We start from the raw sequence: 25,034 nt of genomic DNA, 5'->3' as shown, positions 1-25,034 counted from the left end.
GGCTTCTTCCTCACGAGTGGGCCGATGTTCCGACGGGAGCGGAGAGGCCGCTAGCGGTAGCGGGCTGTTCCGGTGTCGGCTTGCGTGAAATGTTCAGGACCTTATTGCGCGCACGGGTCTTGGATCCGCCGAACTTGGCGGCCAGGATCGCACCGACGAGAACCACGCCGTTGAACACAGGCTGGACCCATGCCTGGGCGCCCAGCATGAACAGGCCCGTGGTTCCGGCGGCCACCAGGAATACAGCCGTCATGGTCCCCCAGACGTTGAAGAACCCCTTGCGGATGGACGTCTCGCCGAGGAAACAGGCGGCAATGGCCGGCAGCAGGAACTCGGATCCGCTGGTCGGCGCAGCCGAACCGACCTGCGCAACCTGGATGCAGCCGCCGATCCCGGCAAGGACCGAGCCGCAGACAAAGGCACCGACCACCATAGGGTCAACCTTGATGCCGGTCAGGCGCGCCGCGTCCTCACTGCCGCCAATGGCATAGAGCTTGCGGCCGATCGGGCGGAAGTACAGGATGTACCAGAGCACGAGGCCGGCAGCGATGACGAAGAAGAACGGGAGCGGAATGCCGAAGGGCCTGGACTGGCCCATCGCCTTGAAGCCCTCGGGGATGCCGTCATAGATCACCGCGCCCTGCGAATACAGCAGGATGGCGCCGAACAGCACCGATTGCGTGCCGAGCGTGACGACAAGGGCATTGAGCTTGACGTACGCAACCAGGACGCCGTTGATCAGGCCGACGACGGCGGAGACCAGGACAACGATGAGTACGGCCAGCGGCCAGTGTTCGATGGTGCCGCGGGACATCATGCCCGTGGCAAGGATGCCTCCGAACCCTGCCATTGCCGCGATCGAGAGGTCAAAGTGGCCGGCGATGAGCGGAAGCATGAGGCCAAAGGCAATGAAGACGATGGCCGAATTGGCCTGCAGGATCGATCCGAAGTTGCCCAGCGTGGGGAAGGTCTGCGGCCGGAGCGCGGAGAACAGGAGGATGATCGCCAGCAGAGCGAACACGATCCCGTAATTGCTGAAAATTCTGCGCACGGCACCGCTTCTGGCCGGTGCGTCTATCTTCTTCACTTTTCCTCCAATTTTTCAGCTCCGGCCGTGACAAGGTCCGGCGTCTGCGGTTGAACGGCGTAGCTTGCTGCAGCGATGCCGTCCACGGTGATATCGTCCCCGCTGAGTTCTTTCACTATTTGCCCCCGTCTCATGACCAGCACCCGGTCGGCGTATTCCGCGACAAGGTCGATATCCGAATCGAGGAGCAGGACCGAGAGTCCGCTGGCGGCCACGCGCTCAAGCACACTGGCCAGGATGCTGGTCCTCGCGCCTACATCGACGCCGTAGGTCGGTTCGTCGAGGATCAGGACATCCAGGTCCAGCTGCAGCCACTTGCCGAGGATGACTTTCTGCTGGTTGCCGCCGGAGAGTTCCTTGAGCGTCCGGTCCGGGTCGGCCGGGCGGACATCCAGATCCTGGATGGCCTGCCGGGTAGCGCGGCGCTGGCTGGCCCGGGAAAGGAACCCCTTGCGCATATGCCGCTCAAGGCCGGCCAGGCACAGGTTGTCGGCGAGGTTGAAGCCCGGCACCGCTGCCTGCCTGCGGTCCTGCGGCACGTAGCCGATCCCGCGGCCGATGCTTGATTCCGGTGTAATCTTCTGCAGCAGCTGCCCGTTGTGCTCGACAGTTCCGGCAGTAATTTTCTGCGTGCCGAAAATGAGCCTGCCGAGTTCACTGCGGCCGGAGCCGATGAGGCCGGTTACGGCCAGCACTTCGCCACGGTGCAGGTCCAGATCGATGTCCTTGACCAAGGTTCCGCAGACACCCCGGAGGCGGACTTTCGCCGGCCCCGGTGAATACTTCCTGGCAGCGCGTGCAGCCGGCAACCCGGCTTCGGCGTCCCCCGTGCGTCCGGTGATGATCGCCGTCAGGTGGTCCTCGTTGGTGGCGCCGATGACGTCGTCGAAAACGATGTTGCCGTCACGGAGCACCGTGACCTTGTCTGCCATCGCGAAGACCTCGTCAAGCCGGTGGGAAACGTAGATCAAGGCCACACCCTGGTCGCGCAGGGCCCGGCACCGGTCCAGGAGCTCATCAACCTGTGCATTGGGCAGGCGGGCGGTCGGCTCATCGAGTACAAGCACCCCGCGCCCGGGCTCCAGGCCGCGGATCGCCCTGGCCATGGCCACCAGTGTCTGCTGGACCGGGCCCAGGTCCTTCACTGTTGTATCCGGATCAACGTCCTCAAGGCCGACGGCGGCCAGGTCCCGCCTGGCCGCCTCCCGCTGCTTGCGCCAGCTGATCGTCTGCGCCTTCCGCTCGTACCCCAGGGCCAGGGCCAGGTTGTCGGCAACCGACATGGAGCTGACTAGGCCCAGGTCCTGGTGTACGAAGCGGACGCCTGCATCGTGCACGACCCGCGGGGTGGCCGGCAGGGCGAGATCCTCGCCGTGCAGCCTGATCGCCCCTGAAGTGGGAACATGGTATCCGGCAAGGATCTTGATGAGAGTGGACTTGCCGGAGCCGTTGGCGCCCAGGAGGGCGTGAATGGTGCCCGCCTGAAACTTCAGGTTCACGTGGTTCAGGACCCGGTTGATCCCAAAGTCCTTGGTCAGCCCCAGGAGCTCGACGCTTGTTTCGGGCAATACAGATGCAGTCATGGCATTCTTTCTAATCCGTGGCGTGTCCGGGATTTACTGGATGCCCCAGAGCTCTTCGAACTTGGCGCGGAAGTCGAAGTTGCCCTGCCAGCCCAGCTCTTCAAGCTCCTTGCTCTTTTCCGCGGGCAGGCTGTCGAGCGTTTCCTTGTCGAACATGGCGATCGGGATCGACTTGGTGTAGTCGAAAGGCTCTTCCCCGTTCGTCATCCGGTTGATGTTGTCCACCGCGGCGTAAGCAAGCCACTCGCGCGGGTCGGCGAAGCAGACCTTCTGGCTGCCGCCGGCACGGATGATGGCGATATTCTCCGGGTTGCAGTCGAATCCGGCACCGGAGACCTTGTCGGTGAGCCCGGCCCGCTCCATGGCGTTGGTGACGCGGAAGAGGCAGGAGTCAAAGCATGACACCCAGTTCAATGAGGGATCGGACTGCAGGGTCGCGACGGCCTGGGCGGCCGGCCCGGTCGTCGGATCCTCGAAACTGGCCAGGCTCCAGTCCTTGGTCACAATCTTGCAACCCGGGCAGTTTTCCTCCTGCTCCAGGTACTCCTGGCTGCCCTTGTACTGCCCGTTGACAGTGATGTAGAGGTCGGTGTTCTTCATCTGCAGGAGGTTCAGGTCCCCCTCGCTCTTCCACACCATGTACTGGGCAAGGGCCTCGCCCGAGCGCACCCAGTCGAACGAAACATCAGGCACAGTTTCCGGCGTGTTCTTCAGGGAACCCAAGGTAACAACCGGGATGTCGGCGGCGATGGCGCGCTGGAGCGCGGACTGGACGCGGGTGGTGTCAACGAAGATCAACACAACGGCGTCGGCCTTTTCATCCACGGCGGTATTCAAGGCGTTCAACTGAACTTCCGGCTTACCCTGGCCATCGGAAATCTTCGGGTTCCAGCCCAGTTTCTTCGCCTCCGCCTCGATGGCTTCAGCCGGGCGGCTCGAACCAGTGGAGGCCATCTGCTCTGGGATGATCGTGATGTTCAGGTCTTTCTTGGGTTCCGGGCTTTCGGCCGGCCCGGTCCACTTGTTCTCCTGAGTCGCGGCATTAATCAGCTCCATGGCGCCTTCTTCTGCCTTCGTAACGGCAGCCTGACGGGCCTGTGGATCTACCTCGGAAGCTGATGATTCTCCGCCTGCGCAGGCTGTCAACAGCAGTGACGCACCGGCCAGTGCCGTAGCCAGCTTGTACCATGCGGGCTTTGCTGGCGTCTTCGCCATGCCCCCTCCTTAGATAGGTGTAATTGGCAGTTGCCTTGCCGGCGAATGCCGGCCAGAGAGCTCTTGGTGGCCCGCACTTCTCTCCCCATCAACAGATAGGAACATTGAGATCTGCGTCACCAACGTAAGTCATCCTAGGCATGCAAATCCATCGGATCAAGTGATCATCAGATGTTTCTTGTCTTGGTCAGCTCCGGACCGTAACGTAAGAGCACTACGCCTGACGGAACCCCTGTGCACAGGAGGAATAGTGCCAAGCACCTCGAGCCACCCTTCGAAGCCCACCGCCCGCATAGATGGCCGGCCGAAGGCATACGCGATACAACATGTCCGTCTTATGCCCGGGCTTCCAAGCCCTTGCAGGGATTATGAAGGTGAAGACGGCTGCCACTACTGCCACGGTCCCGAGACGGACTAGCTCTGCGACGTTCTTCACCAGCCGGCAGCCTTTCGTAGCTGTGGTACGACGGCGGGCTGCGGCTGCGGTTCCTCCGTCACCTCAACGATGTTATCTGGGACCACATTGAGAGACAGGACGACTTCATCGACGGGCGGACTGCCTCAGGTCCCGCCCCGCCAGCCCACCCTTTCGTTGATCCAAACGGGCGAACGGGGAGGTGCAGTTCGGCGGCGTCGGGTAGTCCTTGAGCACTTCCAGCCGCTCGCCTATGCCGATCGCGCGGGCGCGGTGCTCTGCGTGCCCGATCCCGATCCGGCCAGGGTGTCGTTCATGCCCCCACTACGGCCGGTCCGGCGCTGGCCGCAGGCCTGCGGTGGCAACTGCTGGTAGGGGCCCTGCCGGTACGCCGCCGGCATGCCGCCCGTTAGGCACAGGTGCGGCCGCGCCCCTCCTGGGACGTGGCCGCACCAGGGGCAGAGCGGTCAGAGCACCTGCGGGTGCCAGACCGGCCCTGGCCGCCAGCTGTCCATGGGGGTCGGGATGAACCTGGCAGACGACAAAGACGGCCTCCTCGACCTCCCCGGCGTCATCCGCACCGGCTCCTGGCTGCCCGGCGGTACCCAGGGAGGATTACGCGCGGTGGATTTCCTAAGTTTCCTGAGCTACCGGACCACGTGCTGCCGGGACCTTGTCGATCTGTTCCGCTGGTGCCATCCTTGAAACCGCTTTCCTCGCACCCGTTACTTAAAACGGCAGGAGTCACCATGAGCGAAGAAGCCGCCGGACGAAACCCGTTCCGGGCAGGGGCTGAGGCAGCAGCAGAAAAGCTGGGTCGTGCCGAGGTCGGTTTCAGCGCCTACGAGTACGTGGATTCGGAGCCGGTGCGGGGAGCGCTCGAAACGCTTTCAGGGATGATGGAGTTTCGTGAACCCGAAGCCACCCATCGCGTGGTGGTGGAATTAGCGGCCGAGGTGGTTGCCTTCGGCTCGATCATCAGGGCAGGCAGGGGCGAGCAGCCCTTGACGGCTGAATTCATCGAAGAGATCAAGCGCATCATCGAGAAAATCATGAACGACATTTTCGAGCCGTGAGTTTCCCATGGGCAGCGAGCGGCCGGACTATCTCGGCGACACAATCGAACAACGCATTGGACGGTATGACCGGCAGGTCAAGAAATGTACCTTCGTGGCAGGCGGGCTCGGTGCCATCCTCGTGCTGATGGGTCTGGGCGGAGGGGGAATCGAAGTGGCTCCCCATGCCCTTAAGGCGTGGGTAGTCACACTCACGGTAATTGCCGGGGGATGTGTCGGCTGGGCCCAGATCCAGTACACAAGCTCGCACAACAAACTCGCCCTCATCCAGGAGCAGGTCAACAAAGGTCACCTGCCGCGCAAGCATGCGCAGGATCACCAGCCGTATCCCCAGTTGGCCTCGTCTGTATATTCGGCGGCGGTAGTTTTACTGGCCATAGCCGGTGTCCTGGTTATCATCTGCGCATGGTCGCGGCCGGGGAACAACCCTGCGGAATCCGGCGGCCGGGCGGGGCAGGAGGCACCAGTTCCGCAGGAGGCCATATGTCCTGCCGGCATGTCCCGGCCTCCCGCCTAACCAATAATGTTCCGGTCAGCAATCCAGCTGATCCTCCCCCTCGGCGCCGATATGGTGCCGGGATCCTTCCCAGCGGCGCTGCCGCGGTACGTTCGGCCGACGGCGGTGTTCCGGTGACGCGCATAGAGCCGGAAGTGGTCTGGCACCAGGACCACCGGCACCACCGGAGGCCGGACCGGGACCCGTGGGCTGAACACTCCCGGCGGGAGCGGGACCGGCAGGCTTGGGGCCGGAGGCCTCGGCGGGATACTCCGCAACATCCGCAGGAGGCGGTAAGCGGTCCGGCGCTTCCTTCATCTGGACTCGACGGTGTCGAGCAGGCCCGGGAGGTCGAGTCCCTCGAGCTTCTTCGCCACCCGTTCGGGGGTCAGCGCCCAGCCGGCGCTGGCGACCGCAAGGTCCGCATCCGCCAGCCAGGCCACGCGCAGTTCTTCGGCACGGGGGCTCTTCCTGACCTCGCTGTTCACCAGCCAGTCGTGCACTTTGCGGGCGCGCGACCCATGCAGCAGGGCGACGAGTTCGCCGGGTTCGAAGGCCTCCGGGCGGCAGACCAGGACGGCCAGCAGCCGCGCCGCAGTGTCGTCTGTCGCCCGGAGTTCGCACGCGGGGTCCTGCCGGGTCTTCAGCCGCTTCACCAGCGTCCGCAGCCGGTCCAGGTTCACGCCGTCGACATCCCGCCCCACCTGGTGCGGGGCGGGGTGGCCGCCATGGCCGCCTGCCGACCCGGAATCCCGGCGTCCCGCAGCTCGGCAGCAGGCCGAACGGGGCCGGACCATCCCTGGACGTGAAGTGCCGTGCCTGCTTCTCTGCGGACTCGAAATTTGAACCCTGCCAATTCTTGCCAGGAGCCGACGACAGCCCGCTGCCTGCTTACAGCCCGATTGCCCGCATTCATCAATATTGAGCTGAACCACTTAACGTTGCTTAATTCCTCCGCCTGCCCGTGTAATGGACATCACAGCAGGCACAGTCCTGCGGCCGGCCAGACAGGGACGCCGGACCTCATCAAGCCACTGGAAAAGGGGGGGGGAGGACGCCATGGAACAGGCAACCGCTGAAGCCACCGTCCGCCCTCCCAAGGTGTCCGCGGCCGCAGTCGCCCGCGCCTGCGGTGTATCACCGGCAACCGTCAGCTACGTCATGAACGGCAAAGCCGGGGTCTCTCCCGAAACGCGGCGGCACATCATCAAGATCGCCAATGAGCTCGGGTTCCGGCCCAACGGCCACTCCGGGCAGCACAGCCTCGATCCGCACCTGAACCGGGTGATCGGGCTGATCCTGCCGAACATCGTGAACCACATGTACACGGGCTGGGCGGAGAACATCATTTCCGCCACGGCACGCGACGGCTTCGAGGTGTTCGTGGCGACCACCCAGGACAATGCGGACACCCTCGCCCAGGTCGCTGCCACCTTGGCGGCGCGCCAGGTGGACGGCGTCATTATCGCCGCCGCACTGCGCGAGGACTCGCGGGCACTCCGGACGCTGCGCCAGCGCCGCATTCCGTATGTTTGCCTGTCCCGCCGCTCGGATCACCTGCCCGGTGACTTCGTGGGCATCGACGACGATACGGCCGCTGCGCAGCTGATGCAGCACGTGCTGGGCCACGGCTACCGGGAGATCGCCACGGTGATCGGGCCGCGCTTCTCCACGGCGTCGCTGGCCCGGGAGCAGGCGTTCGTCCGGACTGCCGCGGCGGCCGGCGTCACCATCTCGGGCGAGCGGAAGATCAGCACCCGCCTGCACCGGGACGGCGGACGCGTCGCGGCGGACAAGCTGCTGGCCGCGGCCAATCCGCCCCGGGCCATTGTCTGCGGCTCGGATGAAATCGCCATCGGGGTGATGGAGCACGCGCTCTCGCTCGGGCTGCGCATCCCCGAAGACCTTGCGGTGGTCGGCAGCGACGGCCTGCCGCACAGCAGGTCGGCCCTGGTCGGGCTGACCACCATTGTCCAGCCGGTGCAGGAGATGGCGGAGAGAGCCTTCGAACTCCTGCTCGGCCAGATCACCCACCCCAGCAACAACTTCACCCAAACCCTCTGCGAGCACCGCCTGCATATCGGCCGCACCTGCGGCTGCCGGCCGGCGGCTGCCCGCCGCCCCTGAACAACCACAGAACACCTGAGCCTGCATCCCAGCCGGCTGTACCCGACTATGCCCTCCAACAGGAAGGTCACCACCATGTCCCCCACCCTGCAGGCCACGGCGATGAGGCCGCCGGCCCTCATCAACAAGCTGATCTTCCGGCGCATCATGCCGCTGCTGATCGCCGCGTACGTCATGGCGTTCCTTGACCGCACCAACATCGGCATGGCCAAGGACCGCCTGGAGATCGACTTGGGCATCTCGGCCACCGCGTACGGCATCGGCGCTGGCCTGTTCTTCCTGACCTACGCACTGTCGGAAGTGCCCTCCAACCTGATCATGCACAAGGTCGGCGCACGCTTCTGGATCATGCGCATCATGATCACCTGGGGCCTGATCTCCGCCGCAATGGCCTTCGTGCAGGGCGAGTGGTCCTTCTACCTGCTGCGCATGCTGCTCGGCGTCGCCGAAGCCGGCCTGTTCCCGGGGGTCATGTACTTCCTGACCCAGTGGTTCACCGTCCAGGACCGGGCCAAGGCCAACGGCATGTTCCTGCTCGGAGTCTCCATTGCCAACATTGTCGGCGCGCCGCTGGGAGGCCTGCTGCTCACCATGGACGGGGTCGGCGGGCTGCACGGCTGGCAGTGGATGTTCATCATTGAAGGCCTGCCCGCCTGCGCCCTGGCCTTCGTGGTCTGGAAGTTCCTGCCCAACAAGCCCACGGACGCCAAGTTCCTCACCCGTGCCGAGGCCGAGGACCTCGAGGCCCGCATCGCCGCGGAGGAAAAGGCCGGCGCCGAGGCAGCCGGAAACTCCAAGCTGCGCCACGTGCTCAAGGACAAGCAGATCCTGCTGGTGGTGGGCATCTACTTCACCCACCAGATCGCCGTCTATTCGCTGAGCTTCTTCCTGCCGTCGATCATTGGCACCTACGGCGAGCTGAACAGCATCCAGATCGGCCTGCTGACCTCGATCCCGTGGATCTTCTCCGCGGCCGGAGCCATGCTGCTGCCGCGCCTGGCCACCAATGCGACCCGCTCCCGGACGATCGCCACCTGCACCATGGTGGGCATCGTCGCCGGCTTCACCCTCGGCGCCGCCGGCGGCCCGGTCCTGGGCCTGATCGGCTTCTGCCTGGCCGCGTTCAACTTCTTCGCCCTGCAGCCGATCCTCTTCACCTACCCCGCCACCCGCCTCTCCGGGGCGGCCCTGGCCGGCGGCATCGCCTTCGTCAACACTGTGGGCCTGTTCGGCGGCTTCCTCGGCCCGTATGTCATGGGCTTCATGGAGGAACTGACCGGCAGCAAGCTCTCCGGCCTCTGGTTCGTCATCGCCATGTGCGTCCTCGGGGCGTTGCTGACCCTTCGCCTCAAGCGGGGCAGCGAGGATCCGGCCATGGCCGCCGTCAGCGCCCACTGACCCCAAGGGCAAGGCGTACGACGGCGGTGCGCGCCGCCGTCGTACGCCCCCTTCCGCACCCATCACCACCGTTAGCGCAGCACAGGAGTACAGCACCCATGGATTTCACCGGACGCAAGGTCCTGGTCACCGCCGGCGCGGCAGGCATCGGCCGCGCCATTGCCACCCGCTTCCGCGGCCTCGGCGCCACCGTCATGGTCACGGACATCAACCCGGAGGCCGTGGATGCGGCGAAGCAGGACGGCTTCGCCGTCGCCCTCAGCGACGTTTCAGACGAAACCCAGGTCCGCCACCTGATGGAGGAGGTGCGCGGCACGCTCGGCGGCCTGGATGTGCTGGTCAACAACGCCGGGATCGCCGGGCCCACCGGCCCCATCGAGACCCTCGACGCGGACGCTTGGAAGGCCACGTTCGATGTCAATGTCCACGGACAGTTCTTCTGCATCAAGCACGCCCTGCCGTTGCTGCGCGAGGCCCGGGACGCATCCATCGTGAACCTCTCCTCCGCGGCCGGCCGGCTCGGCATGGCCGGCCGCAGCCCCTACTCCGCGTCCAAGTGGGCCGTGGTCGGGCTGACCAAGACCCTGGCCATCGAGCTCGGTCCCGAAGGCATCCGCGCCAACGCCATCTGCCCCGGCGCGGTCAACGGCCCGCGCATCGACGCGGTGATCGGGGCCAAGGCCGCGATGCTCGGCCGGCCGGTCGAGGAGGTCGCGGACCTGTATCACAGGCAGTCCTCGCTCCAGCGGCTGGTCGAGGCCGAGGACATCGCCAATATGGCAGCCTTCCTGGCCAGCGACCTGGCCCGCAACGTCAACGGCCAGGCGATGGCCGTGGACGGCAACACCGAAAAGCTCTACTAAGGAATTCACCATGACCAGCAAGCGCAAAGTCATCATCACCTCCGCCGTCACCGGCGCCATCCACACCCCCAGCATGTCCCCGCACCTGCCGGTCACCGCGGAGGAAATCGCCGACGCCGCCATCGGCGCCGCGGCGGCGGGCGCCGCCGTCGTCCACATGCACGCCCGCGATCCGAAGAACGGCCGGCCCTCGCAGGACCCGAAGCACTTCGAGCCGATCCTGGCGAAGCTGAAGGCCAATACGGACGCGGTCATCAACATCACCACCGGCGGCTCCCCGCACATGAGCGTCGAGGAGAGGATGCTCCCGGTCGCCACCTTCAAGCCGGAGCTGGCCTCGCTGAATATGGGCTCGATGAACTTCGGCCTCTACCCCATGCTGGACCGCTTCTCCCAGTTCGAGCATGAGTGGGAGAGGGAAGGCCTGGAGAAGAGCCGGGACCTGGTCTTCAAGAACACCTTCGCCGACATCGAGACCATCCTGACCATCGGCAACGGCAACGGCACCCGCTTCGAGTTCGAGTGCTACGACATCTCCCACCTGAACAACCTGGCGCACTTCCACGGACGCGGCCTGGCCCGCGGCCCGCTCTTCGTCCAGTCCGTCTTCGGCCTGCTCGGCGGCATCGGCGCGCATCCGGAGGACCTGATGCACATGCGCCGCACCGCGGACCGGCTGCTGGGGGCGGACTACCAGTGGTCCATCCTTGGCGCCGGCAGGAACCAGATGCCGCTGGCCACCATCGGTGCCGCCATGGGCTCCCACGTGCGCGTGGGCCTGGAGGACTCGCTGTGGATCGGCCCCGGCCAGCTGGCCGCCTCCAACGCGGAGCAGGTCACCCGCATCCGCACCATCCTCGAAGCCCTGAACTTCGAGGTCGCCACCCCGGACGAGGCCCGCGAGATGCTGGACCTCAAGGGCCGCGAGAACGTCGGGTTCTGAGCCCCCGTGAAAATCCTGATCGCCCCGGACAGCTTCAAGGGCACCTACGCCGCCGCCGAGGTCGCCGCGCACATCGCCGCCGGGGTGCGCGCGGCGGGCGCCTCTTCCGTCCAGCTCCCGGTGGCCGACGGCGGCGAGGGCACCTACGAAATCCTGCGTGACGCCCTCGGCGGCGGGCTCATCGAGACGGACACCGTCGGCCCCTGGCGGGATCCGCTCCGCGCGTCCTATGCCCTCGCCGCGGACGGGACGGCAGTGATCGGACTGGCCGCCGCCAGCGGCATCACGCTCCCCTGCTCCGGCGAGCGCAGCGCCCTCACCGCGGATACCTACGGCACCGGCCTGCTCATGGCCGACGCCGCGCGGCGCGGAGCGGACCGGATTGTGGTGGCCGCCGGGGGAAGCGCGACGACGGACGGCGGCACCGGGGCCGTCGCCGCCATCGAGGAGCACGGCGGGCTCCGCGGCGCGCAGGTTATTGTGCTCAGCGACGTCACCACTGTCTTCGAGGACGCCGCCGCCGTCTTCGGCCCGCAGAAGGGCGCCGGCCCGGAGCAGGTGCGCCAGCTGACCGGGCGCCTGCACCGGCAGGCCGAAGCCTTCCCCCGCGACCCCCGCGGCATCGCGCGCACCGGCGCCGCCGGCGGCTTCAGCGGCGGCATGTGGGCCCGGTACGGCGCCGAACTCGTGTCCGGCGCCGGTTTCGTCCTCGACACCGTCGGCTTCGACCGGCACGCAGTCGACGCTGACGCCGTCATCGTCGGCGAGGGCCGACTGGATTCGCAGACCGGCCAGGGGAAAATCATCTCCGCGATCTTGGACCGCAACCCCGGCAAACCGGTCTACGCCGTCGTTGGCTCGGTCAGCCCGGACCTCGGTGACTATGCCGGGAACTTCGCCGGCATCCTTGTCGCTTCGGATCGGGAAGCTATGCGGGAGGCCGGCAGGCAGGTTGCCGACGCTGTCCGGCAGGCGGCCAGCTTATCGGTCGCCTGCGGCAGTTGAGGTACGACGGCGGGCTGCGGCCGCGGTCCGCGCGTCACCTCATCGGCGTCCGTCGGTGGCTGATCGGGAGCGTGAATGACTCCATCGGCGGGCGGACTGCCTCAGGCTCGGGCATGCACCAGCTTTGGCGGTGCACCGTGTCGGGGGGCAAGGCAGCATGACGACGGCGGTACCCGCCTCCGGGCACCGCCGTCGACCTGTCTGCTCCCCTGTTGCGCGAACATCCGATGACGCGACGAAAAGCCGTCCTAGGACGGGGCAGGGCCTGTCACTGCGGCAGACCGCACCGGTTCCGCACCTACTGGCCGGGGTTGGTGAAGTACCCGTCCAAGTAGTCCGCCGGCAGGAGCGAGCCGACCGTCGCAGTTTCCTCGGCGGAGGTGGTGGCACCGGGCACCGCGTACTTGTCGACGTTCTCGTCGGTGATGAACTGGGTTTCCAGGGCGATCTGGTTGATCTTCGGGCCCTCGCCCTTCATGGTGCGCATCGCCACCTCCCACAGCGCCTCGCCGAACTGGGTTCCGGTGCCCGGGATGGCCAGGCCCTTGTACCCGTCGGAGCTCAGCTGCTGCCACCAGGCCAGCGACGCGGCGGTGGGCAGGTTGTCGAGGATGACCGGGAACTTGTCCCGCCCGGCGTCCGCGAAACCGGCGAAGGTGCCGGCCCCCATGGAGGCAACCTGGTAGACCATGTCGACGTCCTCGGGATGCGAGGCCAGGAAGCTCATGACGGCGGACTTTGCGCCCGGATCGCTGAAGTCACCAGCCGGCGTGCCGACCACCTTGATGTCCTCGCAAGGCTCGAGGACCTTCTTCGCCGTGGCAACCGACGTCGTGTTCACGGTCATGCCTTCGATCCCCTGGACAATAAGCACATTGCCCTTGCCGCCGATCATGTCCACGCCGCGTGCCACGGTCTGGGCAACAGCATCAAAGCCGTTGGGGCTGATGTTCAGCGCGTACGGCGACGCAACGTAGCCCGTGAACGTCACGGTGGGGACGCCCTTTTCGCCAGCGGAATTCACCGCCCCGACCAGCGCTTCGCCGGACAGCGGCTGCGCGATGATGATGTCTGCGCCCTTGCGGACCAGCTGTTCGAAGGCACGGACCTGGTCCGCGGCGGTCACTTCGCCGCCGGCACCGCCTGGCGTCTCGATGAGCAGCTCCTTGACGTCGCCTGCAGCCTGTGACTCCTTCGCCAGGCGCTTGATATCCGCGCTGAGCGCGGCCGCGACAGGGCTGCCGGAATCCTGCTGCAGGTACCCGACAGTGACCGGACCGGAATCGACCTTCGACTCAAGATCGGCCCAGGCACTCGCCTCGACCTTGTCTGGCCAGCCGTTGAAGGAGGCCTGGACCTTTTCCGGCAGACCGGCCAGCAGGCCCTCCGGATCGTTCGGCTCGACGACGGGAACGTCACCGCAGGTCGCATTGGCCAAAGGCTCCGCCGCCCCCGCCGCGGCACCGCCGGCACTCGACGAGCCGCCGCCGCCGCAGGCTGCCAGTGCCAGGACCGCGGGCAGCGCCAGTGACATCAGGATGCGCCCGCGCAGACGCTTGTTGGCCCTGGCCCGCGTGCCGTCCTGCTGGGAGAGATTGGTCATTCTTCTGTCCGTTCTGTCAGTGACTTTCGCCATTGAAGTGACACACCTAGGACCGCCTCCTACTCAAAAGAGGCGCCCGAGAATTTGAGTTGCGGATCAGCTTTGATCACGCCGTCACGGTTACGCTATGGCCGGGGTCACAGCCTGGAGAAGCCTCTTGGGCCGACAGTGCGCACGGGGTCAGATTAAGTGCGCAGGATCACAACCCCCAGCCCCACTCCCCCTCCGTGGCCGTCCTCGGCGCTGGCTTCGCCGGCCTCACCGCCCGCCCGGTCACCATCGAACGCGGCGCCGAATTCGTCCTCACCGGCTACGAACGCCTGACCGCCCTGTGCGGGCGCTTCGGGCTCACCCTGGCCCAAACCGGCATGAGCTACTACATCCGCGAAACCTTCGAATACCCCGACATCACCACCGGACAGCCGGCCGCCGCCGGCCAGCGCGTGGCGGGCATGGCCGGCGCGCCCGGGGAGAGCGCCGGGGAGCTGCTGAAGCGGCTGGAGGTCGACGACGACGTACGCGAGTGCCTCACCGCCCGGGTGGAGATCTCCGCCGCCAGCGCCGCCGGGAGTGTCAACGCCTCCGTGCTGCAGAACGTCTCCTCCTTCGAGGAGGTGCCCAGCTGGCGGATCAGCGAAGGCAACCAGTCCCTGGCCTACGCCATGCACCGGTTCTTGGGCGGCCGGGTCCGCCTGCAGACCCCCGTCCAGGCCGTGCGGCAGACGGCCGACGGCGTGCGCGTGGTTACCGCCGACAGAACCTTTGATTTCGACGCCATGATCGTCGCCCTGCCCCTCGGCGCGCTGACCGGCGGGGGCGTGGAAATCGACATGCCGGCCTGGAAGCAGCAGGCCTTCGGCAAGCTCACCAAGGGCCACGCCGCCAAGCTGCACCTGCTGCTCGACGCCGCACCGGACACCAGCGCCATCATGAGCGTGCACAACCGGTTCTGGACCCGGACCGTCCGCCGGCTCGGCGAGGCCGTCCCGCCCGTGATCAACTGCTTCGCCGGCTCCCCCAGCGCCTTGGACCGGATGGACGTGGCCCAAGGGCCCGGAACCTGGGCCGAGCTGGTGCGGAAAATGCGCACCGACCTGGACATCGCCGATGCCGACCCGGTGCTGTCCACGTGGGCCGATGCCCCCCCTGGCCCGCGGCGCCTACGCCGAACCCGGCCCCGCCTGGCAGGACACGGATCTGGAACTGCTGCGCCGGCCCGTGGGCGGTCTGTACTTCGCCGGCGAATACGCCGGGGACGAGTTCATCGGCTTGATGGAAGGCGCCCTGCGCAGCGGCGAACACGCCGCCCTGCAGCTCGCCGCCCGCTTTAACTCTTAATTACGGAAGGACCTGCCCGCTATGACAACCGAAACCACCATCCAGACTCTGCACGGACTCTGGCCCTGGACCAAGGACGCCCAGTACGCTCAGGCCGTGCGTATCGGGGACACCATCCTCACCGGCGGACAGGGCGGCTTCGCCAAGGACGGCAACCTAGTCAGCGTCGACACCGCCGAGCAGACCCGCCAGACCTTCCGCAACCTCGAAGCCGTGCTCGCCCAGTTCGGTGAAACCCTGGACGCCGTCGCGGCCATGACCGTCTACATCGCCGAGCCCGCCGACTACGAGGTGTTCAAGCAGGTGCGGACCGGGTTCCTGTCCCACCCCTTCCCCGCCTCCACCGCTGTTGGCGTCGGCGCGCTGCTGGCCGAGGGTATGAAGGTCGAAATTCAGGTGACGGCCGTGGTTGGAGGACGGCGGTCAAGGCAAGAGGTCACGAGGTTCCAACCCACGAATGCCGACTGCGGTGCATACCCCGACGGCATTCACGCTCATGATCCGCGGCTCGACCCAAGTCAGTTCTGCCACCAAAACTACTGCACATGCCGGACACTCGTCTCTAAATCCTCGGAGACGCGTCGTCACCCTGGACAGATAAAAACATCGTGGACAGGCGAGACACCTTCGGTCGATTGAGGCAGACCCTAGGCAAACAGCCCATGAACCTCGTCCGTTGGCCACGGCATGAGTGCGCGGGCTAATTCGCTTATTCGAGCAAGTCTGAGACCTAATTACCGTCCCAGTCCCCAATTAGTGACAGTGGTTGCTGGCTCCGCACTAGGCCGTCCAGGTACGCCTCAATTGATTCCACCGCATCACAACCTGCATCAACCCAAGCTCTGATATCATCCGGATAGTCGATTGACTGCAAGCTCGTCGCCTTATCCGTATATGGCGAGAGATGCCCCGCAGATCCGCGTTTTACTCCTAGATGTTCGAGATCGGCCAACCCCAGATTAAGTGCGTCTTCAAACTCTTTCCAGTCTAAACCAACAAGCTTTGCGAGCTTCTGAATGTCCGCTGGCTTTATTCCGTTATTTCGCTTTACCTGTTTCTCAAATTCCTTACGGGCCGATTTGGCAATCTGCTGATATATCTGGCGGCTCTTGTAATCAACTACGAGGTTATTTGGCACCCACTCACGCACCGCATATACCAGACGAACACACTCCAGAGGCACCATTTCAGCTGTCAACCAACCGGCAAGACGATCGTAATGAGCTGTGAAAACGTCCTCGAGGTACTCCTCCAGCACTGCATGGGCAAGTACTAGATAAGCATTGATCTGCGCGCGCTCTTCGTCCTTGAGCGGATCAGGGAAAACGGTCTCCACAGAAGAAAGGAGAGTCTTGTCCAAATGCCCCAACTGATTCCGGAGCTTCACGACTAGACCCGGCGAAGGGGAAGGGGAAGATCATATCCGACCCCGCAGGTGTCGTGAATTATCTGCTTCCACACACGATGACGAGTAATGAACGCATCCACTGTCTTGGTGGTAGATGTAATGGACCGCACGAACGTCTCATCCTTTTCACACGCCGTCTTGAAAGCCTCCAGCAGCTCGTTACCTCGGTCGGATGCAGCCTCCCGCACATGTTTGAAGCTGAGCGAGTGCACTTGTATGTCAAACACTGCCCGATTAAGGGCTCGCTCGAACTTCCCCTCAGCTGGAGTAGCTGGATCATTGGACCACTTATGGCAGAATCTATCCCTGCCTAAGATTTTCAACCCGGCGGCCAGAGATTCCTCAAATTCCCCCAAGGCGTTTTTAGCATCACCTTGTGCCGATTCCCAATTCTTATTGAGGTGACGAGATGTATCGTCAAGAAATTGTTTTAGATTTCCCCTGTACTGAACCGGGGAAATGGCAAACGAGAGGTGGCGCAGCATAAGTTCCGCGTCGACCATTCTTCGATCCGGATGCGAGTTGTTTAGCAGGACCCGGAGGGCGGGCAACTCACCAGACCTTCCATCGAGCCATTTCATGAAGTCGCCGTGAATAAGAGCTTGGCGGAGCTCCTGGGGCGAAAGTGCTACACTCCCTGTATTAAGACGTAAGAACAAGGAAAGCAGTAACCTCTCGGAGTTCCATTTACCAAGCACGACCGTTCTAATGCTGTGGTTTTCAAGGGCGGCGAACAGCTCAGGGCGGACTTCCTCGAGCGCTTGAGCATCCTTGCGGTTAAGTTCAGAAAGAACTTCTAGTCCGGTAAGCCGAATAGCTTTAAATCCTTCATCACGAGGGTCGTCCGGGTCCACGAAAAACTGCCTAAGGGCAAGCAACCTCTGCTTCCCATCCAGCACGAAATACTGGCCGGGTTGGTCCCTTTTTTCTGCGAGGACGATCTGCGGAATGGGAAAGCCGAGCATGATCGATTCGATAAGCTTGCTCTTGCGATCCCCGAGCCATGCGTTTCGGCGTTGAAATGAGGGATCTAGATCGATACGGCCTTTGCGCATCTGTGAAACAAGGGTTTCGACCGTCCAATCCTTGCCTCCGATGGACGCGTGGAAAGCCGATGCGGGGTCCGTGAGGTCTCCCTCGTCTTCTCCCTGGTCAGGGACCAATGGAGTGCTCTCCAAATCGAGTGTCTCCTGAAACGCGTCGTCCTGCTCGTATGCGGACACACTTCCTCCTCGCTGATGACCGTACTGGCTAACCTACAGCCTGCAGCAGTTCTTCCGGGCGAACCTCTAGTCTGCGTGGCCCGCCACGTGGTGGTTAAGTGTGATGGACCGTGGGCTGGCATCACTTTGGTTCCATATCTGGAAGGCTTCTGCGGTACTAAAGCTGAAAGTTCTCGCAACGCACGTTGCCTGACCTATACGTCGCAGGGAAGGCCGTGTCGCGGGCGAGTCTGTTAAATCGGCTCTTCGTGGTTCGTGGTGAAGAGGGGTTCGTGTCTTTAGGCGGAAGGGGCCCGTAGCCCTGCTGTGATGGATGTTCTCGACGCATTCATCACCGACAGGAACCACGAGCCTTGTTAGAGCGTACCGGGGTGGCGTCTGATGCTGCCACCGTCATTTTCAACCTGCCCGATTTCCGTGTCGTTGATACCGGGTTTTCGGACTCCGGTCTGCGCCGGGTCATTGTCGAAACCACGTACCCGCCGGGCTGTCCTGAGTGCGGGGTGGTCTCCTCCCGGCGCAAGGGCCGGCGGCTGCAGCGGGTGAGGGACATTCCGGTGGCCGGGGCGGTGGAGCTGGTCTGGGCCAAGCTGCGCTGGTTCTGCGACGAGTTCCCTTGTGTCCGCAAGTCCTTCAGCGAGGCCCCGCCGCAGGTGCCACGCTACCCCCGCTCCGCCGAACGGCTGAAGCAGGAGCTGGTCTCCGCAGTCATCGATTCCGGCCGGGTGCTCGCCGAGACCGCTGCAGCCTACGGGGTGTCCTGGTGGATGGTCCAGGACGCCCGGGACAGGGCAGCCCTGCAGCTGCCGGATGTGGACCGGCTGCGGCCGCGGATGCTCGGCATCGACGAGCACCGGTTCCGTTCCGTGCACTACTTCCGCTACCCGGACACCGGGGCCTGGACCCGGTACGAGCCTTGGATGAGCACCATCGTGGACTTGGACACCGGCCAGGTCCTGGGCATCGTGGACGGCCGGGACAGCACCGGCGTCGGGAACTGGCTGTTCAAGCGTCCCCTAGCCTGGCGGCTCGGCGTGCAGGTCGTGGCGATCGACCCGTCGGCCGCGTTCCGCAGGACGCTGGCCATGTGGCTGCCGCGCACCGCCGTGTCGGTCGATGCCTTCCATCTGATCAAGCTGGCCAACGACGCCTCACCGGGGTCCGTCAGCGCCTCTCCCAAGAGGTGCGCGGACGCCGCGGCCGGGCAGCGGATCCGGCCTAGGCCCACCGGCAGCTGCTGCTGCGCGCCGGGTCCGATCTCTCCGCAGCCGGCCTGGACCGCCTGGCCGGCGTCTTCGCCGCCGACGACCCCACCGGAAAGCTGCAGGCGGCCTGGGAGGTCAAGGAACAGCTGCGCCTGCTGCTGCGCACCGGCTCCCTGGCCGACGCCGCCGCGGCGAAGCAGAAGCTGCACGGCTACGTCGAGGCCGCTGCGATGCCGGAAACGAACAGGCTCTGGCGCACGGCGAACAAGTGGTGGAAGGAGATCGAGGTCCTCATCGTCACCGGGGCCACCACCGCCAAGGTCGAGGCCAACAACACCACGATCAAGAACATCAAGCGCAAAGCGCGAGGCTACCGTAACCGGTGGAACTACCAATCACGTATCCTGATGACCAGTGCCGCCAGAACGGCGGCATGAATGCTCATTCACCAGGGATTTCCCCACGAAGCGCGAAGAGCCTTTAAAGGTAGTCGCTCAACAGCATGGCTTTCAATTCGACCCTGCTGAGTTCCGTCCCCTGTTGAGGATGCTTAGAATTTTGCCCCATTAACAGACTGATTCAGCTTTGCCTTGATTAAGAGAGCTGGGAACTGCCCCGACTGTTACTTTATCCGTAACGTTTGCAAGTTCCGTCAAGGGCCTACAAAACCCCACTGGGTAATGTTGGATTTAGGGTTGGCTGTTGCAGAGGAACAAGTTCGGAATCTGTGACTGTCCTAAGAAGCGGCGTTTTCTCTCGCCTACCCTCTGCGAGCAGGACTACTAGCCTCGGCTGCAAATGAAGGCCAAGTCATTCCTCGCGTAGCAAGGACACCCTTATGTCTCGATGAGGTAGCGTGAACCTGACCGCCGAATGTGCAGCCTGTCGACGGACAGCGCGCGTGACGTGGCCCAGCTTTTCCCGACGAACAGGACACCTGAGCGCGACCGGTCAGGCCCGTTGCGTGGATTCCAGCGGCAGCTAACACGCTTCCCCTCGATTTCTACGTCGACGATTGAAGGCACCTCGGGAAAGATCCTTTTCGAACCGTTCGGGAAGCGTATGCGGCCTGCTGCCCGGTCGACTTCTGTGATGCGCTGGCTCGGAACGAGCTCATCAGTCACAGGAACTCCACTTGCATGGGGCTGATTAGGGGCAGCAGATGGAGAGGCTCTCCGACGTGTAGTGCCATATTCTCCGGACAACCGAATGGGCTCGGCGGTTTTTTCAGGATCGAAGAAATTGTTCACCGCGGATCGTTCTCCTTGGCGGGTTCAGGAGCGTGTAGCATCCTTTGGAGTTCGGAGGGCGTAAACGGGGGCCACCTACGGTGGGCCATTCGATGGCAATTGGCGCATAACGGAACCAGATCGGAGCGGGGATTCACAATGCCTGGCCCTTCCATGCTGCTGACTGGGACGAGATGATGTATCTCGATGTAATCCTTGGCAGCGGGACCGAACGCGGCTGTGAAGTTGAATCCGCATACTTTGCATGTTGTTCCATGGAACTCGATAGCAATCGCTCGATTGGCGCGACTTCGCTCGTAGGCTCTTGAAATTTTTGTGTATTGTTCGCCTTCTACCTCAAACCTACCCTGCACTCCATCGTCCAGTACGTCGTCTGTTCCCTCGATCTGCAGGACCGCGACGAGCGGAATCAACAAACTTTCAATGGCTAGCCGAACCGCTGCGTCAACGCGTGCACGGTCCTCGATCCAAACCTTGGACCTTGTTGGCACGCGATTTTCAGTTTCATGCTGGCCGCTGTTGGTTGTTCCGGCAATGTAATTTACGCCGAGTTCCCGGAAGTCGGCCACTATGGCGCCAAGCCGTGCGTTGCCCTGAGAATTCTTATTTTCCAGTGCAACGCGGATGTCTGCTGCCAACGAGTCGTACACCAGTGTTGAATCAACCCATGAAAGCATCAGACGGGTATGGATTCGAAAGCCGTGAGGCCGATCAATACCGGCCACCCGAACATCAAATGCGCCTCCTGTGTCGGCCAGAGTATGGCTGAGCGGCAATTGAAGGCGATCCGCCAGACTGTTGACCAAGCTCGCTGACGAGAACACGTCTAGTTGTCCAGTTCAGGAGATGGCAGGTCCTCGACCAGCTTCCGGAGCGCCTTGGAGACGTCATATCGAATGTCTTCAAAGACTTCGCGAGTGGATTCCTGAGCTGAACGGAATTCGGCCGCTGCCAAGGCCCACAACAGGGAGTCTAAGGCCTGAACGGTGACACCGGAAGCCCTATTAGGAAGATAAACCTTTTCATAATACGGATGAGAGCGGCTGATCAGAACGCCAGGATTCGGCCCAATGTACGAGGGCTTGTATAGAAGTCCATCATCCAGCTGCTCGACTGTCTCCAGAAAGATCCTTTGATTCTCGGACTCGACAAAATCGACCTTGACTATGCCGTGGGGGTTGCGGATCTCCGCTTTTCCAGTGGTCTTGTCAGTTGACTTCAGTTCAGGTTTGGGAATGCTTTGGGACTTTTCTTCGATGGCCGCGTTCGAGGGATTGTGCATGGTCTTGTCACTGGCAGCTTCGACAACTTTCCGCTGGCCGGCCCGATAGCGGATCTCGGCTTCGCGCCGCGGCGGAGTAAGGGCTTGCTGGAGAAATTCGGTCAGGCCGGAGTCTAGGACGATCTGGGATTTCTTGATATCGATTTGGAATGCTAGGTCCAAGCGGTGGTCAAAAGACAACTCGACCCGGCAGAGAGTGAAGTGCGGTTCCTGAACCCACATTCCCAGCCAGTCCGGGCCATGAATGAGGCGGTTCTCCCGGTAAACGTAAATGCCCTGGGTCTTGTTACCCGACCGGGACTCTGCGTACGATCCCTCGCCGAGTTGGGCCTGCATCTCTGCTTTTCTGGGCAATACGAAAGCACGAACGGTCAGGTTCGCATCGCCGTTCCCCGTATCAACGGGGGTGTCAAGGTTCAGGAGCAGTTCCGCGCCAAAACCAAAGGGGTTCCACGCCTGAATCGGTTCTCCGTTTAACACCATGGTGACATTCGGCGCACGGTGGTCGGAGTGGTCAAGGAACCGTTGAAAGACCATCGCCAAATGGTCACGGAGCTGCTGGGCGGCCTTCTTTAGGGCGTTCTTTGCACGCTGTCCTCCGGGTTCTTTATATTCCCGGATTACGCGGTCGACTGTTTCCCAACGGACGACGGTCCCAGGACCGCCGTTGCTGACGCTATCGAGGAGTTTCCTGTCGGCGGGTATCGGGGAGTTCCCCAAGGGTACTCTCCACCCAAGCTCGGCCACCCTGTCCAAATCCCAGACAGCAGTAAGAATGTCCTCGGAAGTCGCGGTCCGAGAAGTCAGCCGGATCCTCCTGGCAAACGCTGTGGAGGCTGTTTTCAGTCCCAGCCCGAACTTTCCCAGACTTGCAGGATCCTCCCGGTGCGCCGAACCATAGCGCAGGGCATTTACCAGTCCTTCTCCCGTCATGCCGTGGCCGTTATCCGCCACACTGAACAGGACGTTTCCCCTAATGTCTTGGGCAAGCTGAATATGAACCGTGTCCGCTTCGGCCGCGATCGAGTTATCAATGATGTCCGCGACAGCAGTGTTGAGTACGTATCCAGTATCCCGCAGGCTCTCGGTGATACGTGCCGGGTCCGGTGTTACTTCGTAGAACTCTTCACTCATCGTGCGGCCTTTCGTATGGTTGACCAGGTACCTTTCAGCAATATCTTTTGCGGCAGTTCCGTCCGGGGCATGAGCATGCGCTCCAGTGAAAGGCGGTAAATAGATGTACGGACTCGTTCAATCCATAACACGTCGCCTTCGGTTGCCTGATGGCGGCGCATAAACGCGGTAAGGCCGGTCAGTCGATACTCGTTTCTCGTGCTCCTGCCCAATGTCTTGCCGTTGTAATAGATGTAAGTCATCAGAAACTCCGTTCCATCGGCCGTATCTATGCCGGTGAGTTTCACGCTGGGATTGAATTCCGTCGCGTCGAGCTGGGGAAAGAACTCTAACATCCGGGAGACCTTCGGGACTGTAATGCCTGCCTGATGACCGCCGGTTAATCCAATGTCGTTCCTAGACAGGGTCTTGGTGACGGTATGGATGCTAACTCTCATCGGAATCCTCCACCGGAGACATTGACAGCATCGACTTCAGCTCTGATATTTCCGGAGTGTCCGTGGCCGCAGTCAAACCCGCGGCGCTCAGTTCTCTCTTGCCGGATAGCTTGTCAATCATGTATTCCTCAACCGTTTGCTCGAAATAGAAGTAGTAAACAAAAACGGGCTTGGCTTGGCCGCGTCTGTAGGCTCGAGCCGAAGCTTGGTCAATGATCGCGGGGTTCCACTCAGGCGACCAGTGAACCACCACGTTGGCTGCCTGAATATTGATTCCGACACCGGCAGCGCGAGGGTTGAGCACCAGAATGGCATGCTCCCCATATCCAGTAAATTCATCGATGATCTTTTGCCTGTCCCGCACATTTGTGCGCCCGTCAATTTTCTCGACGAAAATTCCTGGAAAATTTTGCCGCGCATGGGTGAGCAGACCATCGATCGTCTCTGTAAACGGTGCGAAAATGATCACCTTATCGTTTCTGGCGAATGCTCCTTCAAGAATTGACCCTAAAGCGTCCAGCTTCTCCGGAACCAGGGAAGCACATGCAACCCTGAGGCGGGTAACGGTGGCAAGCGGTGATTCCCCGGCTGTAAGGATGCTTTGGTACTCATGGGCAAGTGGTCCCCCGCAGTGAATCGGAAAATAGGTGTCGGTCCGTTCGGGAAGATCATCGGCAACCTGATCGACGGTCCGGCGGATGGTAAGTGGCGCTACCCTTCGTCCGACTTCTTTGGCCGCCCATGTCTCATCAGGGAACTGGGCGCAAAAATCCTCGAATTTCGGGAGAAACTGCGGGGCTACAAACTCCGAAATTGACCACAAGTCTGTTAGCGAGTTCTCGATGGGGGTTCCGGATACTGCAATCCCTTGGACGCGGGGCAGTCTTTTTACGTTCTGGGACCTGCTGGTACTCCCGTTTTTGATGTACTGTGCCTCATCCAAGGCAACGATGGACCACTTGGTCGCCTCGAACATGAAGATGTCGCGATTCAGCGTTTCATAGGTTGTCACGACCACGTCATACAGACGCAGGGTTGCAGGGCTTCCTGAGCGGAACTGGCCACGATGTTCCAGACAGGACAACTGGGGGGCAAAACGGCGCAGCTCCCGGAGCCAGTTAGACATCGTCGATGCCGGACACACCACCAGACTGGGGCCGGTATCCCTGACAGCAGCTAGGGTCGCAATGACCTGGAGTGTTTTTCCCAATCCCATTTCATCGGCTAGCAAGCAGCCAATGCCCTGATGATTTAGACGAAGAAGCTTGCCATAGCCGTCAGTCTGATAGGGATAGAGACGGCCGGCGATTTCGGGAACCGGGACGCCATCATCAGTTCCAGATGCTGCTGCAGTATTGATAGCTGGATGCGTCTTTGAATCCACCACTTCAAGATCCTGCTGCCATAAGAGCCACAACCATGCCTGATCGGACAATGTACTGCCCAGACGAATCTGATGGGCTTCCAGCTGGGAAGACAAGCGCATTGTCTGCTCAACATCTACGAAGTACCAGGTGTCTGCATGGATGAGCTGGTCTCCCGTCGGCAGCTCTGTAAGTTCCGGGCCTGATGGGTCATCGCTGGGAACCGCGACCAAAAACGGCACGTCGTTGTGGCCATGCCGGATCTGCAGGGATAGATCGAGTGGAGACATGGAGAGATCCAGGCCGGGAAGATCACTGCTGGGCCTGCGGACGTCGATGCCCTGCACTGAGGTCAAGCCTTCGTACTCGCAAGCCCAGATATCCTCAGCGCTGACCTGGATACAGTAATCATCGGAAGTACGCAGGTAGATGCGCCGGCCAGCATCATCCCGCTCCCATCGGTCCCCCAACCGCAACACCCTTTCATCCGAAGCCCCATCTACCGCTGTCCAAGCTTATCGACGACTAGGGACATTCAGGCCGCAACACGTCCTCCGGGCTGGAACTGCTCGTACTAATGAC

22 protein-coding genes and 2 pseudogenes are annotated in these 25,034 nt (G+C 62.7%); 13 read left to right on the top strand and 11 right to left on the bottom strand.

The features are described from left to right. Nucleotides 1-10 precede the first annotated feature (10 nt). From HGG74_RS07515 to HGG74_RS07505, 3 genes are read right to left on the bottom strand one after another with little or no spacing between them, the layout of a single operon-like run. A complete protein-coding gene (locus HGG74_RS07515; protein WP_168485736.1) occupies nt 11-1,087 on the bottom strand; it encodes an ABC transporter permease in 1,077 nt (358 codons plus the stop codon). Continuing rightward, the gene (locus HGG74_RS07510; RefSeq protein WP_168485735.1) at nt 1,084-2,670 is read right to left on the bottom strand and encodes a sugar ABC transporter ATP-binding protein; all 1,587 of its coding nucleotides are present in this window, start codon (nt 2,668-2,670) and stop codon (nt 1,084-1,086) included. The genes HGG74_RS07515 and HGG74_RS07510 overlap by 4 nt, the downstream gene beginning before the upstream one ends. Before the next feature lie 33 nt (nt 2,671-2,703). Beyond that, on the bottom strand, nt 2,704-3,885 hold the full coding sequence (locus HGG74_RS07505) for a sugar ABC transporter substrate-binding protein (protein ID WP_168485734.1): 1,182 nt from the start codon (nt 3,883-3,885) through the stop codon (nt 2,704-2,706). 940 nt (nt 3,886-4,825) lie between these two features. On the opposite strand from HGG74_RS07505, the gene HGG74_RS07500 reads away from it, so the two are divergent. The 3 genes from HGG74_RS07500 to HGG74_RS07490 are packed head-to-tail and all read left to right on the top strand — an operon-like array spanning nt 4,826 to nt 5,893. Next, nucleotides 4,826-5,005 (top strand): hypothetical protein, encoded by a 180-nt coding sequence (locus HGG74_RS07500; RefSeq protein ID WP_168485733.1) that lies wholly within the window; start codon nt 4,826-4,828, stop codon nt 5,003-5,005. Between the two features lie 44 nt (nt 5,006-5,049). Next, complete coding sequence (locus HGG74_RS07495) at nt 5,050-5,376, top strand: hypothetical protein (RefSeq protein ID WP_168485732.1); 327 nt, start codon at nt 5,050-5,052, stop codon at nt 5,374-5,376. 7 nt (nt 5,377-5,383) lie between these two features. Beyond that, nucleotides 5,384-5,893, top strand: a complete 510-nt coding sequence (locus HGG74_RS07490) for a hypothetical protein (protein WP_168485731.1) — start codon at nt 5,384-5,386, stop codon at nt 5,891-5,893. A 293-nt stretch (nt 5,894-6,186) separates the two neighbouring features. Here the strand turns inward: HGG74_RS07490 and HGG74_RS07485 are convergent, their stop codons facing one another. Then, nucleotides 6,187-6,555 carry a hypothetical protein gene (locus HGG74_RS07485; protein WP_312856780.1) on the bottom strand — a complete coding sequence of 123 codons (369 nt, stop codon included), beginning with the start codon at nt 6,553-6,555 and terminating at the stop codon, nt 6,187-6,189. A 376-nt stretch (nt 6,556-6,931) separates the two neighbouring features. On the opposite strand from HGG74_RS07485, the gene HGG74_RS07480 reads away from it, so the two are divergent. The 5 genes from HGG74_RS07480 (at nt 6,932) to HGG74_RS07460 (ending at nt 12,208) form a co-directional block, all read left to right on the top strand. Beyond that, nucleotides 6,932-7,999, top strand: coding sequence for a LacI family DNA-binding transcriptional regulator (locus HGG74_RS07480; RefSeq protein WP_168485730.1), 1,068 nt, complete (start codon nt 6,932-6,934; stop codon nt 7,997-7,999). 75 nt (nt 8,000-8,074) lie between these two features. Then, nucleotides 8,075-9,397 carry an MFS transporter gene (locus HGG74_RS07475; protein ID WP_205761550.1) on the top strand — a complete coding sequence of 441 codons (1,323 nt, stop codon included), beginning with the start codon at nt 8,075-8,077 and terminating at the stop codon, nt 9,395-9,397. A 98-nt stretch (nt 9,398-9,495) separates the two neighbouring features. Beyond that, nucleotides 9,496-10,260 carry an SDR family oxidoreductase gene (locus tag HGG74_RS07470; RefSeq protein ID WP_168485729.1) on the top strand — a complete coding sequence of 255 codons (765 nt, stop codon included), beginning with the start codon at nt 9,496-9,498 and terminating at the stop codon, nt 10,258-10,260. Nucleotides 10,261-10,270: 10 nt separating this feature from the next. Next, nucleotides 10,271-11,203, top strand: coding sequence for a 3,5-dioxohexanoate:acetyl-CoA acetone transferase (gene kce, locus HGG74_RS07465; RefSeq protein WP_168485728.1), 933 nt, complete (start codon nt 10,271-10,273; stop codon nt 11,201-11,203). 6 nt (nt 11,204-11,209) lie between these two features. Further along, nucleotides 11,210-12,208: a glycerate kinase gene (locus HGG74_RS07460; RefSeq protein ID WP_168485727.1), complete on the top strand. Its 999-nt coding sequence runs from the start codon at nt 11,210-11,212 to the stop codon at nt 12,206-12,208. A gap of 298 nt (nt 12,209-12,506) precedes the next feature. Here HGG74_RS07460 and HGG74_RS07455 read toward each other — a convergent pair whose 3' ends face one another. Then, on the bottom strand, nt 12,507-13,811 hold the full coding sequence (locus tag HGG74_RS07455) for a substrate-binding domain-containing protein (RefSeq protein WP_168485726.1): 1,305 nt from the start codon (nt 13,809-13,811) through the stop codon (nt 12,507-12,509). 368 nt (nt 13,812-14,179) lie between these two features. Here HGG74_RS07455 and HGG74_RS22240 point away from each other — a divergent pair. The 3 genes and pseudogenes from HGG74_RS22240 to HGG74_RS07445 form a co-directional block, all read left to right on the top strand. Then, a pseudogene (locus HGG74_RS22240) lies at nt 14,180-14,713 on the top strand (FAD-dependent oxidoreductase); the annotation flags it as partial. Nucleotides 14,714-14,918: 205 nt separating this feature from the next. Next, entirely contained in the window at nt 14,919-15,149 is a 231-nt protein-coding gene (locus HGG74_RS22235; RefSeq protein ID WP_376766123.1) for an FAD-dependent oxidoreductase, read from the top strand. A gap of 21 nt (nt 15,150-15,170) precedes the next feature. Beyond that, nucleotides 15,171-15,788 carry a RidA family protein gene (locus HGG74_RS07445; protein ID WP_168485724.1) on the top strand — a complete coding sequence of 206 codons (618 nt, stop codon included), beginning with the start codon at nt 15,171-15,173 and terminating at the stop codon, nt 15,786-15,788. A gap of 91 nt (nt 15,789-15,879) precedes the next feature. On the opposite strand, the gene HGG74_RS07440 is transcribed toward HGG74_RS07445, so the two are convergent. Together HGG74_RS07440 and HGG74_RS07435 are read right to left on the bottom strand one after the other, a co-directional pair. Then, the gene (locus HGG74_RS07440; protein ID WP_168485723.1) at nt 15,880-16,485 is read right to left on the bottom strand and encodes a HEPN domain-containing protein; all 606 of its coding nucleotides are present in this window, start codon (nt 16,483-16,485) and stop codon (nt 15,880-15,882) included. 53 nt (nt 16,486-16,538) lie between these two features. Continuing rightward, on the bottom strand, nt 16,539-17,780 hold the full coding sequence (locus tag HGG74_RS07435) for a DUF262 domain-containing protein (protein WP_168485722.1): 1,242 nt from the start codon (nt 17,778-17,780) through the stop codon (nt 16,539-16,541). A gap of 371 nt (nt 17,781-18,151) precedes the next feature. Between HGG74_RS07435 and HGG74_RS21915 the strand changes: the two are divergent. Further along, nucleotides 18,152-18,871: pseudogene (locus HGG74_RS21915) on the top strand (transposase family protein); the annotation flags it as partial. Between the two features lie 143 nt (nt 18,872-19,014). Beyond that, nucleotides 19,015-19,422: a transposase gene (locus tag HGG74_RS21910; protein WP_312856786.1), complete on the top strand. Its 408-nt coding sequence runs from the start codon at nt 19,015-19,017 to the stop codon at nt 19,420-19,422. An 809-nt stretch (nt 19,423-20,231) separates the two neighbouring features. On the opposite strand, the gene HGG74_RS07425 is transcribed toward HGG74_RS21910, so the two are convergent. From HGG74_RS07425 to HGG74_RS07410, 4 genes are read right to left on the bottom strand one after another with little or no spacing between them, the layout of a single operon-like run. After that, on the bottom strand, nt 20,232-21,041 hold the full coding sequence (locus HGG74_RS07425; protein WP_168485721.1) for an HNH endonuclease: 810 nt from the start codon (nt 21,039-21,041) through the stop codon (nt 20,232-20,234). A 20-nt stretch (nt 21,042-21,061) separates the two neighbouring features. Beyond that, complete coding sequence (locus HGG74_RS07420) at nt 21,062-22,651, bottom strand: ATP-binding protein (protein WP_168485720.1); 1,590 nt, start codon at nt 22,649-22,651, stop codon at nt 21,062-21,064. Next, nucleotides 22,648-23,088: an EcoRII N-terminal effector-binding domain-containing protein gene (locus HGG74_RS07415; protein ID WP_168485719.1), complete on the bottom strand. Its 441-nt coding sequence runs from the start codon at nt 23,086-23,088 to the stop codon at nt 22,648-22,650. The genes HGG74_RS07420 and HGG74_RS07415 overlap by 4 nt, the downstream gene beginning before the upstream one ends. Then, nucleotides 23,078-24,799 (bottom strand): DEAD/DEAH box helicase, encoded by a 1,722-nt coding sequence (locus tag HGG74_RS07410; protein WP_168485718.1) that lies wholly within the window; start codon nt 24,797-24,799, stop codon nt 23,078-23,080. The genes HGG74_RS07415 and HGG74_RS07410 overlap by 11 nt, the downstream gene beginning before the upstream one ends. Between the last annotated feature and the right edge of the window lie 235 nt (nt 24,800-25,034).

It is taken from the genome of Arthrobacter mobilis (assembly GCF_012395835.1).
Lineage (GTDB): Bacteria > Actinomycetota > Actinomycetes > Actinomycetales > Micrococcaceae > Crystallibacter > Crystallibacter mobilis.
This window is presented reverse-complemented; position numbering and strand designations above follow the sequence as displayed.